We start from the raw sequence: 12194 nt of genomic DNA, 5'->3' as shown, positions 1-12194 counted from the left end.
CCGGGTGGCTGTGCCCGCCTGCACCGCCAGGCCGCCAGCCCGCGCAAGAGCAAGTTAGGGGGTGGCGGTTCACGGGGCTGTCACCGCCCCTGCCTAGCCTGCGCCGCATGTTTCCTCACCGGCCCCCCGCCATGTCCAAAACCCTCCGCCTCGCCGGCATCTGCGTGCTGGCCGCCGTCTCGCTGGCCACGTCCCAGCACGCCTCCGCCCATGACCATGGCCGCGCCCGCGGCGACAACGCGCCGCTGGTCATCGGCCACCGCGGCGCGGCCGGCTACCTGCCCGACCACACGCTGGAAGGCTATGCGCTGGCCATCGCGATGGGCGCCGACTACGTGGAGCCCGACCTTGTCGCCACGAAGGACGGCCACCTCATCGCCCGCCACGAGCCCAACCTGATCGCGACGACCAACGTCGCGTCGCTGCCGCAGTTCGCGTCGCGCAAGCGCACGGCCATCGTCGACGGCGCGGCCGAGGTGGGCTTCTTCGCCAGTGACTTCACGCTGGCCGAGATCAAGACGCTGCGCGCCATCCAGCCGCTGGCCGACCGCAACGCGGCTTTCAACGGCAAGTTCGAGATCCCGACGCTGGAGGAAGTCATCCAGCTCGTGAAGCGCAAGTCGGCCGAGGAAGGCCGCCGCATCGGCATCTATCCCGAGACCAAGCACCCCACCTACCACCAGCAGCTGGGCCTGGCGCTGGAAGACCGGCTGCTGCGCGTGCTGGAGCGCGCCGGCTGGAACCACCGCCACGCGCCGGTCATCGTGCAGTCGTTCGAGACGGCCAACCTGAAGTACCTGCGCAGCAAATCCAGCCTGCGCCTGGTGCAGCTGGTGGATGCCGACGACGTCAACGCCGACGGCTCGCTGGCCTTCAACAAGCCCTATGACAAGCCGTACGACTGGGTCGTGTCCGGCCGCGCCGGGCTGTTCAAGGACCTGCTGACGCCCGCCGGCCTGGCCGAGGTGCGCACCTACGCCGACGGCGTGGGCCCTTGGAAGCTGTACCTGCTGTCCAGCGCCTGCAAGGTGGTGGCGGCCGGTGGCGGCTGCGCCGACACCAACGGCGACGGCCTCGTCGACGAGCGCGACCGCAAGCTGCTGCCGGCCAGCGACATCGTCGCCAACGCGCACAAGCTGGGCCTGATGGTGCACCCCTACACCTTCCGCAGCGAGCAGAAGCGCCTGGCCAGCGACCACCAGGGCAACCCGCTCAACGAGTACCTGGCCTTCTACGAGCTGGGCGTGGACGGCGTGTTCTCGGACTTCGCCGACACCGCCGTCGCGGCCCGCGCGCAGTTCCTGCTGAAGAACGACCCGGACTACGCCCGCTGCCTCGTCCGGGGCCGCGGTTGCGTCGCGAATCGCGACTGAACTTGTAAGCGCTCGAAAAACGCCGGCCTCCCGTGCAGGGATGCCGGCTTTCCTCGGTGGTGGACCCCGGTGGCGGGTGATAGGCTGCCTGCTGTTACACACCGGGGATGGAGTCGATGTTTCACGAGTTGCAGGAGTTGTTGGGCGCCTACCTGATGCCGGTGCTGATCGCGGTGCCGTTGGCCATCATCGTGCTCATCGCCGCCTTCAAGCGTGACGACTACCGTCCGCCGCGCGAGTACACGCCGCCGCCGCGCCCGCCCGAGGGCCACCGCCCGCGCGCCGCGCAGCCGCCCGTGGTGTTGCCGCCACTGCCCGGTATGCCGGGTGGCAGCAACCCGATGGCCAGCGCCTTCGTCACGGCGCCCACGCCCATGCTGCCGCCAGCCGCCGTGCCGGTGGTGCCGGAAGGCCCGCCCACCGTGCTCATCGCCGACGACTCGGCCGTGGTGCGCACCAAGCTCAAGCGGCTGCTGGAAGGCGCCGGCTTCACGGTCGTGCAGGTCAACGACGGCAACGAGGCACTGGCCGAGCTGGACGCCCAGCCCCACATCGCCGTCCTCATCACCGACCTGGAGATGCCCAACAAGGACGGCTTCGAGCTGATCGCCGACGTGCACGGCAGCCTCGCCACCGAGGACTTGCCCGTCATCGCCATCACCGGCCACGACGAGCTGCATGGCCGCGTGGGCCAGATCGAAGGCGTCTACGGCATCTTCAAGAAGCCCTGGAACGATCGCGAGCTGCTCAAGCGCGTGCAGTCGCTGGTGCACCTGCGCGCCGCCGCGTCGCGCCGCAGCCGCCGCGCGACGGACGCGCGCCCGCCCAGCCCCTGAGCCGGCCGCTGACGGGCCGTCCCCTCAGCGCCACACCCGCGGGCTGAGCGCCGACGCCGCCGCTGCCAGCGCGCAGGCCATTGCCAGCACGGGCAACACCTGGCGCGTGGCGGGGTCGAACAGCAGGCCCGCCAGCGCCAGCGCGGCGCTACTGACCAGCGCATCGCTGAGCTGCAGCGCCGAGGTGTTGCTGCCCTGCTCATCGGGCGGCGAGCGCTTCAGCAGCAGCACCGACAGCATCGGGAACGACAGGCCGATGCCCAGTCCCACGCCCACCCAGCCCAGCAACACCAGCGCCGACGGCAGCCCCGCCACGGCGACCGGCAGCATGACCGTCGCCAGCCCGGCAGCCGCGAGGCCGAAGCCCACGGGCAGCAAGCGGCGCCGTGCCGCGTCGCCCGACACGCGAGCCTGCACGGCGCTGCCGATGCTCCACGTGACGGCGCCGGCGCTCAGCGCGATGCCGGCCTGCGTGAGGCTCCAGCCGAAATGCTGCGTCAGCAGCAGTGGCAGGAAGGCCTCGGCGCTGGCAAATGCCGCCGCGATGAAGCCGCGCAGCAGGATGACCGTGGGCAGCCCCGGCGCCGCCCGCAACGTGCCCGCCGGCAGCAGCCGATGCGCGGCAAGCAACGCCCCCAGCAGCCCCAGCCCGAACAACAGGCCAGCCCGCAGGCCGCCCTGCTGGCTGGCGCCGTGCAGCAGCAGCGCGCCCGCGCTGGCCAGCAGCGCCCAGCGCAGGGCGCCCCACTGCAGCGCCTCGCCCGTGCCCTGGCCGGCCCGGCGCAGCGCCGGCAGCATCAGCGCGGCGGCCACCGGCACGGCGGCGGCCACGGTCAGGAACACCGAGCGCCAGCCCAGGCCCTGCACAAGGAAGGACGCCAGCGCCGGCCCCACCAGACCGGGCACCACCCAGGCGCCGGCGAACATCGCGAACAGCTTGGGGTGCAGCACGGCCGGCACGACCTGGCCCACGCCCACGTACAGCGCCACGCCCAGCACGCCCGAACCCAGCCCCTGCAGCGCACGGCCCAGCACCAACGCCGCCATCGACGGCGCAAAGCCCGCCAGCAGCAGCCCCGCCAGGAACACCGCCAACCCCAGCAGCGCCGCGCGATAGGGGCCGCGCTTGTCGCACAGCTGGCCAGCCACCGTCATGCCGATGACCGAGGTGGCCAGCGTCGCGCCGAAGGCCAGCGCGTACAGCGGCAGCCCGTCCAGCGCCTCGGCGACGGCCGGCATTGCGGTGGCGACGGCGATGGCCTCGAAGGCCAGCATGGAGATCAGCGCGACGGCGCCCACGCAGGCGGCGCGGCGGCCGGGGGCGAAGAGCTGGGTGTCGGCAGCGGCGAGGGCAGGGGCGGTCAAGGGGTCGGACAAGTTCATGGCCAGCAGCCTAAAAGTTCAAGCCCGCTTCAAGTCAAGCGGGCTGCGAAGCCCCGGGGGACAATCGGGGCATGTCAGTTTCGGTCCTTCACTGCGCGTCCGCCGGCTTCGAGTCGGCCTGCCGCATTCCTGCGCTGCCGGCCTCGCACCGCAGCCACGGCCTGCACGGCCACAGCTATTTCGCCACCGTGCGCAGCGCGCTGCCGGCCGGCTGGGCCGCCTTCCCGGGCGGCGAGGTGGAGGGCTTGCGCGCGCGCATGGCCGGCACCGTCGCGCCGCTTGACCATGCGCTGCTGAACGACCACCTCGACGAACCCACCGACGAAAACCTGGCCCGCTGGGTGCGCAGCCGGCTGAACGTGGACGTGCCCGGCATCGTGCAGGTGGGCGTGCAGAGCACCACGCACAGCGGCGTGGACCTGGACAACGCGGGCCACGCGCACGTATGGCGGCGCTACCGCTTCCAGGCCGCGCACCAGCTGCCCAACGTGCCGGCGGGCCACCAGTGCGGCCGCATGCACGGCCATGGCTTCGAGGTCATCCTGCATGCCAATGCCGACCTCGGCGAGCGTGACTTGGCCATCGACTACGACCACCTCGACGAGGTCTGGGCGCCGCTGCACTTCGAGCTGAACTACCGCTGCCTGAACGACATCCCCGGCCTGCACAACCCCACCAGCGAGAACATCTCGGCCTGGCTGTGGGCGCGGCTGAAGCCCGCGCTGCCGGAGCTGAGCTGGGTGACCGTCTACGAGACCGGCTCCAGCGGCGCCAACTTCAACGGCCAGAGCTACCGCATCTGGAAGGAGATGACGCTGGACAGCGCCGTTCGCATGAAGCATGCGCCATCGGGTCACCCGCTGGCCGGCACGCACGGCCACACGTTCACCTTGCGCCTGCACCTGGCCGCGCCGCTGGACCAGGTGATGGGCTGGACGGTGGACTTCGGCGACGTGAAGAGCCTGTTCAACCCGATCTTCAAGCGGCTGGACCACCACCCGCTGTTCGAGATCGCCAACCTGCCGGATGGCGACGCCGCCAGCATCGCGACCTGGGTGCTGAACGAGGGCGGCTCGGTGCTGCCGCAGATCGACCGCGTGGACCTCTACGAGACGCGCGGCTCCGGCGCCATCGTCAGCCGCGCTGACTCGGAAGAGCTGATTCCCGTATGACGTACAGCGTTAAAGAACTGTTCTACACGCTGCAGGGCGAGGGTGCTCAGGCTGGCCGCGCCGCCGTGTTCTGCCGTTTTGCCGGCTGCAACCTGTGGACCGGCCGCGAGCAGGACCGCGCGACGGCCGTCTGCACCTTCTGCGACACGGACTTCATCGGCACCGACGGCGAGGGCGGCGGCAAGTTCGCAACGGCGGACGACCTGGCCGACACCATCGCCAAGGCCTGGCCGGGTGGTGGACGACCTTACGTGGTGTGCACCGGCGGTGAGCCGCTGCTGCAACTGGACACGCCGCTGATCGAGGCCTTGCATGCCCGCGGCTTCGAGATCGCCGTCGAGACCAACGGCACGCAGCCGGCGCCACCGGGGCTGGACTGGATCTGCGTCAGCCCCAAGGCCGACGCGCCGCTGGTGCTGACGTCGGGCCACGAGCTGAAGCTGGTCTACCCGCAGCCGCTGGCGCAGCCCGAGCGCTTCGCCGGGCTGGATTTCCAGCACTTCTTCCTGCAGCCGATGGACTCGGTGCTGCAGCGCGACCACACCAAGGCCGCGGTGGCCTACTGCATGGCCCACCCGCAGTGGCGGCTGTCGGTGCAGATGCACAAGGTGGTGGGCATCGCCTGACGCCTGAAAACGGCAAAGGGCTGGTTGCCCAGCCCTTTGTGGTTCCGGCGAGAAGCGCGGCTGTTCAGCGACGGCTGCGGCGGCGCGCCACGAAACCCACCAGGCCCATGCCGCCCAGCATCAGCGCGACCGAGCTCGGTTCCGGCACCGGGGCCAGCGTGCCGCTGAAGCCGACTTCACCCACCGAATAGAACCCGTCGCCGTAGATGGCCTGCACGCGCACGTACTGGTAGGCCAGTGCGGTGGGCGCAAAGCTGGTGGACATCGTGACCTGGCCGCTATTCACGACTGACTGGTCCGTCACACCGGACAGCGTGAACAGCGGCGTGAAGTTGACGCCGTCCTTCGAGGCAGAGAAGCGGTAGAAATCGTTCCAGTCCAGCGTGACGGTGGCCGACGACAGGAAGTAGGCCTTGTCCAGCTTGAAGGTGATGGTGTCCGCCGCGTTGATGAAGGAACCGCTCCACGAGGCGGAGTCGGTCGTCCACAGCGTGAAGTCGGGCGGCGTGTAGCCGTCGGCGGCCTCGCCCGGCGTGGCGACGCCGCCGGTGCTGCTGTGGACCGTGACGCCTGCCGTGGTGGCCTGCGAAACGCCGGCCAGGGCCAGCAGGCCGATGGCCAGTGTGGACTTGAGCTGAACAGACATGACGGCGCCCCTCTTCAAAATGGCTTATTTATGAGCAGCGGATCATCGCGACGTGCGCCCGCGGCGGCGTCCCCCTGGCTGAGGGGACATCCCTAGACCTAGGGACCGGGCGGCCAAAAAAAGGGAGCCCGCAGGCTCCCTTGGATCAGCGGCCAGGGCTCGCTCAGAAGCGGTAGCCCACGCCGAACTTGATGGACACCGGGTCCAGCGTCGTCTCGATGGTCTGGCCGGTGGACAGGCTGCCGGTCGTCTTGATGAAGGTCTTGGTGACCGACAGGCTGGCGGACCAGTCCTTCGTGATGTTGTAGGCCGTGCCCAGCTCCAGGGTCGCGCCCAGGCGGCTCTTCATCGACAGCGTGGTGGGGTTGCTGGGGGTGCCGCCGGTGATGCCGGACAGCGTGGCCGTGGCCTTGGGCTTGAAGAAGTAGCCGTAGGTGGGACCGACACCGACGAAGGGGCGGAAGGTGCTGCCGGCGTCGCCGAAGCGGTACTGGGCCAGCAACGTCATGGGCAGCGACTTGACCGTGCCCAGCTTGCCGACGCCGTCGATGGCGCCGGCACCGACCACGTCATGCTTGAACGGCAGCGCGATGGGCAGGTCGATGCTGATGTTGTCGGTCCAGTAGTAGGTGATGCCGCCAACGAAGGAGGTGGCCTTCTTCACATCGACCTTGGTGCCGGCCAGGCTGGGCGCGGTGAGGTCGCCGCTTTCGACCTGCGGGCTGATCTGGGCCGCACCGCCGTAGACGACGAAGCTGCCGGCCGACTGCGCCAATGCGCTGCCGGTGGCCAGCAGGGTGGCCAGCGCACCGAGGAGGAACTTGGTTTTCATGGGTTGTCTCCGAGAACGGGTGCGGGGCTTACAGCCAGCCCTTGGTGGTGATCGACTTGGCGATGAGCTGTTGCAGCAGCTGGTGCGTGTAGAGCGTCGGGTGGAAGCTGTCGGAGAAGCCGTAGCTCTTCCACCAGTCGGCGCCGGTCACCCCCGCCGGCGGCGTGGCGGACAGCGCGGTGGCCGTGCAGGTGGCAAAGGTATAGCTCGGCAGACCCTGCGCGTCGGTACCCGTCGCCGGGCAGGCGGGCGTCTTGACGTTGGTGATGCCGAACTGGGCCGGCGTGTTGAACTGGTCCTGGAACGATTGGTAGAAGTTGATCAGCGCGACCCGCTCGTCAGCCGCCACCTTGCTGCTCAGCTGGGTGTTGAACGCCATCAGCCAGCCCTGGAACAGGGCCTGCGCCTGCGCGCGGGCGGCAGCGCCGGTGGTGCCGCCGCCGCTGGCCAGCGCCACGTTGTCCAACACCATCTGGAAGCGCGGCGTCAGCGTGATGTCGGGCATGTTCATGAGCACGACGCGCATCGCGCCCTTGTCCAGCACGCTCGTCTTGATCTGGCCGTAGAACTTGTCGGCCAGCGCCTGCATGTAGACGCCACCGATCTGGGCGATCGTCGTGGCACCACCCGCCATGGCAGTGCTGACCTGCGTGGGCGTCAGCAGCGTGCCCAGCAGCGTGGTGTACGCCGTGGTCGTGGCGGGGGCACCCGGGCGAATGGCCAGGTAGGCTCCCACCAGGTCCGCCGCATCGTTGCCACCGCCGTCGATGATGACCAGGTCGTTGGCGCCATAGCTGCCGGCCGACGCGAAGGTGGCCATCTGCGTGCCGATGGTTTGCGGATTGGCTGCGCCACCCGTGCCCGTGAAATTGATCTTGCCGCCGCCGATGGCGAAGTTGGTGCAGCCGGCCTTGGCGGTGTTGGCCACGAACGTGGTGCCATTGAACGCGAAGGCGTTGCACAACGTCACGCCGTAGGCGGCAGCGATTCGCTCCGCGTAGATCTGACCGTCCGGGCTCTGGACGGTGAACTTGAAGCCGAACGTGCCGCTGTCCTGCAGGCTGTCGCCGAAGACCTTCACCGAGCTGATCGCGACCTTGGGGGTCGTGTCGGCCGTCGCGCCGCCACCGCAGCCCGCCATCATCGCGCTGCCAATCACAACCGCCGAGGCTGCGGCGATCCGGGTGAGGAAGGGTTTCATCGTTGTCTCCTGGGCGACACCGCACATGCGATGCGCTGCAAATCTAGGGAGCGCAACTCTAGCCGCAGCTTTTTAGAACGGTCGTTCGTTTTTCCCCTCAGTCGCGTAAAGAAAGGCGGCTGAAGGCTAGGGCGCGCCGCCTAGAACGCACGGGGCAAGTCTGTGGATGGCGCCAGGACAACCGGCCAGATATCCACAGCCCGGCGCCCTTCGGCCAAGTTGTTCCCAATTGCGGGACAAGTCGTCCGGGGGGTGGCACACAGGCTTTTGAGGAATCCAAGCAATTGATGCAATTGGACTTTTTGCGGTTGTCCACAGCGCGACCCGCCCTCTACTACCACGACCAATTTGAATTCTTCAATACAGTCTTGAATACAGAGGACATCTTTTCCATGGACATTTCCGCCCTTCAGGGCCGGCTGCGCCGCTTCGCGGACGAGCGCGACTGGCAGCCCTACCAGACCCCCAAGAACCTCGCGATGGCCATGACGGTCGAAGCGGCCGAGCTGCTGGAGATCTTTCAGTGGCTGACGCCGGAGCAGTCGCAAAACCTCAGCGACGACCAGCGTCGCCACCTCGGCGAGGAGTTGTCGGACGTGCTGCTGTACCTGCTGCAGATCGCCGACCACGGCGGCGTGGACCTGGAAGCCGCCGTCGAACGCAAGCTGGCGATGAACGCCATCAAGCACCCGCCGTTGAAGAAGTCTTGATGCAAACCATTGCCGTCGTCGACTTCGAGACCACCGGTCTCGGCCCCACCAGCGGCGGCCGAGCCACTGAAATCGCTGCCGTGCTGGTGCGCGGCAGCGAGGTGGTGGACAGCTGGAGCAGCCTGATGAACAGCGGCACATGGGTGCCGCCACACATCCAGGCCTTGACCGGCATCACCAACGAGATGCTGGCGGGCGCACCGGACTCGGCCACCGTCATGCGCGAGCTGGCCCGTTTCACCGAGGGCTGCCCGCTGGTGGCGCATAACGCGGCTTTCGACCGGGGCTTCTGGCAGGCGGAGATGCAGCGCGCCGGTATCGCCCCCGACCCGGCGCATGAATTCGCCTGCACCGTGCTGCTGTCACGCCGGCTGTGGCCCGAGGCGAAGAGCCATACGCTGGGGGCGATGACGAGTTTTCACGGCATCCGCTTCGATGGCCGTGCGCACCGCGCAATGGCCGATGCCCGCGTGACGGCCCAGCTGCTGCTGAAGGTGCGCGAGGAAATCGCACGCCGCTTCGCACTCGACCTGGGCGATGCCGACGTGGACCATGCGCTGCTGGCCACGCTGCAGAGGACGCCGCTGCGCTGGCTCAGGCGCGGCCTGGTGGAGCATGTGAAGGCACAAAGACAGACTGCCTGAGCGCAGGAAAAATTTCTGTCAAGAGCCGGTGTTGCGGACTTGGGCAAGGACAATCCCGCCCTTTCGTGCCCCGCGTATTGCTCAAGAAGAATTCCATGTCCGTGATCCAGGTTCGCCCCGCCACCCTGCGCGATGCCAAGGCCATCGCCGAGATCCACGTCGCTGCCAGCCAGGACGCCTACAAGGCGCTGCTGCCCGCCGCCGCGCTGGATGCGATGTCGGTGCAGAAGCGCCAGGCCTTCTGGCGTGAAGCCATCGACCTCTGCGAGCCGCAGGTCATCGTGGCCCATCTGGACAACAAGATCATGGGCTTCGTCGGCTTCGACCGCTCGCGCGACAAGGGCACGCCGGCCACCACCGGCGAGATCTGGGCCATGTTTGCCGACCCCGTCCACTGGGACAAGGGCGTGGGCCTGGCGCTGTGGGATGCCGCGCGCGACGGCCTGCAGGAAGAAGGCTGCACCAAGGCCACGCTGTGGTGCTACCTGCGCAACGAGCGCGCGCTGCGCTTCTTCGAACTGGCCGGCTTCAAGCGCGAGCTGGGCAGCGCCCGCACCACGGAAGTGGGCGGTTCGCGCGTCGAAGAGATCCGCCTGTTCCGCTCGCTGGTCTGAACCCGCGCTGCCGGCTGGCAGCGACGCAAAAAAGCGCCCCTCGGGGCGCTTGCTTTTTTGCCGGCTTGAAGCCGATCAGCCGCGACGGCGGCGCGCCACGGCGCCCACGGCCAACAGGCCGGTCAGCATCAGCGCATAGCTCTCCGGCTCCGGCACGGCGGTCACGCTGAAGGCGGTCGTGTTGGGCAGCTGCGAGGCGTAGCTGCCGTTGTTCGGGTTGTTGGTCCAGTTGGCGATGTTGCCGACCAGCGGCTTGTACGCCGCCAGGTTGGCCTGGCCCGAGCGGTCGCCGATGTACTGCTCCCACTCGGCGCCGCCACCCAGCGCGATGGCGCCGTTGCCGATGCTCAGGCCGGTGTTGGTCAGCGTGCCGGCGGCGGCGGTGCCGAACGCCGTCGTCGTGATGGCGGCCAGGAAGGTGGGCGTGCCGGTCGCCGAGCTGGCGGTGTAGGCGTAGATCGAGTCCTCGTCCTGGTTGAGGCCGTAGTTGGTGCTGCCGCTGACGGCGGCGCGGCTCAGCGTGCCGACGCTGGAGGCCAGCGACGTGGTGTCGATCTTCGAGAAGCGGATGACGGTGCCGGCGACGATGGTGGCGCTGCCGCTGACCCACTGGTGGTAGCTCTCGCCGGTATTGAACGCGGAGCCGTTCCACTCGTTGTCGGTGAAATAGATCTTGGTGTTGGCGGCGATGTCGACGAAGGTCACCAGCGCCCAGCCGTCTTCGTCGGCATTGAGGGCGGTGAAGGAGACGTCGCCGGCAGCCAGCGCGGCGACAGCGCTTTGCGAGACGAGGGCGGCGGCGGCAGCGGCGATCAGGGCGAGGTGCTTGGTCATGGTGTCGTGGCGGTTCAGGAGGGAGACGGGCGCACTGTCCCGCCCGGCAATGAAGACGCCATGACACCGCCCGTCGCCCGCCCCCCGCGGCTGCGGGGGGCTTGTCGCTCAGGCCGCGTAGCCGCCGGTGGCCAGCGCCCAGCCGTCGGTGCCGTCGTCGTGGCGCTGCACATGCACGGGGCAGAGCTTGCGGGCCGCGGCGCGTTCCACCAGCGCCTCGGCCTGCTCAGGCGTCAGCTGCAGCGCGAAGCGCGTCCAGCGCTTTTGCACCAGCGGCAGCGTCCAGGCGTCTTCCAGCGCCCAGCGGATCTCGTGCGGCTGCTGCAGTTCTGCGGCGGCCAGCACGCGCGGCGCCAGCGCGAGCAGGAAGCGGTTGAAGTCGCTGCGCAACGCGTCGGTGGGCAGCAGCGCCTCGAGCCGGCTCAGGCGGGCGCTCCAGCCCGGCGTGGCGAGCTGGCGCGTGACCAGCGCCTGCAGCGCCTGGATGGGGTTGAACAGCCGCAGCCGGTTGGGCGGCAGCACGCGCAGCGGGATCTGCGCGGCTTCTTCATGGCTCAGCGGCGTGACGAAGCTGCTCAACACGGCCAGGCGCTGCCACTGGGCTTCGTCCAGGCCGCCGATGCGGGTGATGGGGCCGGCAGCGCAGCTGGCGGCCATGTCCAGCAGCGCCTGGTGGCCACGGCTGCCCTTGGCGCGGTTGGCTCGCTGGCTCATGACGGCCAGGTTGCCGGCGGCATAGCCGGCGTCGTCGCGGACGCGGTCGACGCTGCGGTTGTCGTCGCCCAGCAGGTCGCGGGTGATGGGGCAGTGCGTGGTGTCCAGTTGCGCGAGGTGATGGGGCGTGAGCTGCACGTCCTCGTAGCTGCGGCCGCGTGCCCAGGCGTGCGTGCGCAGCGCCAGCCACAGCTCGACCTGGGGCGTGGTGGGCGTGCGCACGGCGCGGCCGCGGGCGGCCATCCAGCCGCGCTGCAGCGGCGACTGCGGGTACAGGTGGGCGATCGGCGGCGTGATGCCATGCAGCGCGTAGTCGCGGCCCAGCGCGAGGCCCACGCGCTCGTGGGCGCTGACGACGGCGGGCGTGTCGTCCATGTCCAGCGCAAACTGGGCCAGGGCGGGGTGGGCGTGGATCTGGGCGGTGTGAACGGCTTGCATGGCGGGCTCCGAGGTTGAAGAGGCCTGGGCTGTGGATTCGCGGGCCTTGCAAGCAGTCTGTGAGCTGGCTGGCTCATGAGATGATCCACCGCGAAAACACTGTGAATATTTTCAGCAAAGGACGGAGACCCCACGCTCGCTCCGCTCGCTGCCCCCCGAGGGGGCGCGCCA

Annotated in this window: 13 protein-coding genes; 7 read left to right on the top strand and 6 right to left on the bottom strand. The window is 69.1% G+C overall.

Features of this window, described 5'->3' with window-relative positions:
* Window positions 1–131: 131 nt before the first annotated feature.
* A complete protein-coding gene (locus tag AC1Q7O_RS11965; RefSeq protein ID WP_492659932.1) occupies window positions 132–1373 on the top strand; it encodes a glycerophosphodiester phosphodiesterase in 1242 nt (413 codons plus the stop codon).
* Between the two features lie 116 nt (window positions 1374–1489).
* On the top strand, window positions 1490–2209 hold the full coding sequence (locus tag AC1Q7O_RS11960; protein ID WP_492659933.1) for a response regulator: 720 nt from the start codon (window positions 1490–1492) through the stop codon (window positions 2207–2209).
* A 24-nt stretch (window positions 2210–2233) separates the two neighbouring features.
* On the opposite strand, the gene AC1Q7O_RS11955 is transcribed toward AC1Q7O_RS11960, so the two are convergent.
* On the bottom strand, window positions 2234–3592 hold the full coding sequence (locus AC1Q7O_RS11955) for an MFS transporter (RefSeq protein WP_492659934.1): 1359 nt from the start codon (window positions 3590–3592) through the stop codon (window positions 2234–2236).
* 71 nt (window positions 3593–3663) lie between these two features.
* Here AC1Q7O_RS11955 and AC1Q7O_RS11950 point away from each other — a divergent pair, with 71 nt between their 5' ends.
* Complete coding sequence (locus AC1Q7O_RS11950) at window positions 3664–4764, top strand: 6-carboxytetrahydropterin synthase (protein WP_492659935.1); 1101 nt, start codon at window positions 3664–3666, stop codon at window positions 4762–4764.
* A complete protein-coding gene (gene queE / locus AC1Q7O_RS11945; RefSeq protein WP_492659936.1) occupies window positions 4761–5390 on the top strand; it encodes a 7-carboxy-7-deazaguanine synthase in 630 nt (209 codons plus the stop codon). Before AC1Q7O_RS11950 ends, queE begins: the two co-directional genes overlap by 4 nt.
* Window positions 5391–5454: 64 nt before the next feature.
* On the opposite strand, the gene AC1Q7O_RS11940 is transcribed toward queE, so the two are convergent.
* From AC1Q7O_RS11940 to AC1Q7O_RS11930, 3 genes are all read right to left on the bottom strand, one after another.
* Window positions 5455–6036 (bottom strand): PEP-CTERM sorting domain-containing protein, encoded by a 582-nt coding sequence (locus tag AC1Q7O_RS11940; protein ID WP_492659937.1) that lies wholly within the window; start codon window positions 6034–6036, stop codon window positions 5455–5457.
* 163 nt (window positions 6037–6199) lie between these two features.
* Window positions 6200–6868 carry an OmpW/AlkL family protein gene (locus AC1Q7O_RS11935; RefSeq protein ID WP_492659938.1) on the bottom strand — a complete coding sequence of 223 codons (669 nt, stop codon included), beginning with the start codon at window positions 6866–6868 and terminating at the stop codon, window positions 6200–6202.
* A 28-nt stretch (window positions 6869–6896) separates the two neighbouring features.
* Complete coding sequence (locus AC1Q7O_RS11930; protein WP_492659939.1) at window positions 6897–8069, bottom strand: SGNH/GDSL hydrolase family protein; 1173 nt, start codon at window positions 8067–8069, stop codon at window positions 6897–6899.
* Between the two features lie 392 nt (window positions 8070–8461).
* Here AC1Q7O_RS11930 and AC1Q7O_RS11925 point away from each other — a divergent pair, with 392 nt between their 5' ends.
* From AC1Q7O_RS11925 to AC1Q7O_RS11915, 3 genes are all read left to right on the top strand, one after another.
* Entirely contained in the window at window positions 8462–8779 is a 318-nt protein-coding gene (locus tag AC1Q7O_RS11925; RefSeq protein ID WP_492659940.1) for a nucleotide pyrophosphohydrolase, read from the top strand.
* Window positions 8779–9423, top strand: coding sequence for a 3'-5' exonuclease (locus AC1Q7O_RS11920; protein ID WP_492659941.1), 645 nt, complete (start codon window positions 8779–8781; stop codon window positions 9421–9423). The genes AC1Q7O_RS11925 and AC1Q7O_RS11920 overlap by 1 nt, the downstream gene beginning before the upstream one ends.
* 95 nt (window positions 9424–9518) lie before the next feature.
* Window positions 9519–10037 carry a GNAT family N-acetyltransferase gene (locus tag AC1Q7O_RS11915; RefSeq protein ID WP_394512315.1) on the top strand — a complete coding sequence of 173 codons (519 nt, stop codon included), beginning with the start codon at window positions 9519–9521 and terminating at the stop codon, window positions 10035–10037.
* 75 nt (window positions 10038–10112) lie between these two features.
* Here AC1Q7O_RS11915 and AC1Q7O_RS11910 read toward each other — a convergent pair whose 3' ends face one another.
* Window positions 10113–10871: a PEP-CTERM sorting domain-containing protein gene (locus tag AC1Q7O_RS11910; protein ID WP_492659942.1), complete on the bottom strand. Its 759-nt coding sequence runs from the start codon at window positions 10869–10871 to the stop codon at window positions 10113–10115.
* 108 nt (window positions 10872–10979) lie between these two features.
* On the bottom strand, window positions 10980–12023 hold the full coding sequence (locus tag AC1Q7O_RS11905; protein WP_492659943.1) for a hypothetical protein: 1044 nt from the start codon (window positions 12021–12023) through the stop codon (window positions 10980–10982).
* Window positions 12024–12194 lie beyond the last annotated feature (171 nt).

Source organism: Roseateles sp. GW823-FHT07B05 (genome assembly GCF_058794515.1).
The sequence above is the reverse complement of the archived record's forward strand: the minus strand, read 5'-3'. Positions and strand labels throughout refer to the sequence as shown.

Excerpts from the sequence above, each read along its gene's own strand:
- AC1Q7O_RS11965 (WP_492659932.1), top strand. The coding sequence starts at position 132 with ATGTCCAAAACCCTCCGCCTCGCCGGCATCTGCGTGCTGGCCGCCGTC.
- AC1Q7O_RS11960 (WP_492659933.1), top strand. The coding sequence starts at position 1,490 with ATGTTTCACGAGTTGCAGGAGTTGTTGGGCGCCTACCTGATGCCGGTG.
- AC1Q7O_RS11955 (WP_492659934.1), bottom strand. The coding sequence starts at position 3,592 with ATGAACTTGTCCGACCCCTTGACCGCCCCTGCCCTCGCCGCTGCCGAC.
- AC1Q7O_RS11950 (WP_492659935.1), top strand. The coding sequence starts at position 3,664 with ATGTCAGTTTCGGTCCTTCACTGCGCGTCCGCCGGCTTCGAGTCGGCC.
- queE (WP_492659936.1), top strand. The coding sequence starts at position 4,761 with ATGACGTACAGCGTTAAAGAACTGTTCTACACGCTGCAGGGCGAGGGT.
- AC1Q7O_RS11940 (WP_492659937.1), bottom strand. The coding sequence starts at position 6,036 with ATGTCTGTTCAGCTCAAGTCCACACTGGCCATCGGCCTGCTGGCCCTG.
- AC1Q7O_RS11935 (WP_492659938.1), bottom strand. The coding sequence starts at position 6,868 with ATGAAAACCAAGTTCCTCCTCGGTGCGCTGGCCACCCTGCTGGCCACC.
- AC1Q7O_RS11930 (WP_492659939.1), bottom strand. The coding sequence starts at position 8,069 with ATGAAACCCTTCCTCACCCGGATCGCCGCAGCCTCGGCGGTTGTGATT.
- AC1Q7O_RS11925 (WP_492659940.1), top strand. The coding sequence starts at position 8,462 with ATGGACATTTCCGCCCTTCAGGGCCGGCTGCGCCGCTTCGCGGACGAG.
- AC1Q7O_RS11920 (WP_492659941.1), top strand. The coding sequence starts at position 8,779 with ATGCAAACCATTGCCGTCGTCGACTTCGAGACCACCGGTCTCGGCCCC.
- AC1Q7O_RS11915 (WP_394512315.1), top strand. The coding sequence starts at position 9,519 with ATGTCCGTGATCCAGGTTCGCCCCGCCACCCTGCGCGATGCCAAGGCC.
- AC1Q7O_RS11910 (WP_492659942.1), bottom strand. The coding sequence starts at position 10,871 with ATGACCAAGCACCTCGCCCTGATCGCCGCTGCCGCCGCCGCCCTCGTC.
- AC1Q7O_RS11905 (WP_492659943.1), bottom strand. The coding sequence starts at position 12,023 with ATGCAAGCCGTTCACACCGCCCAGATCCACGCCCACCCCGCCCTGGCC.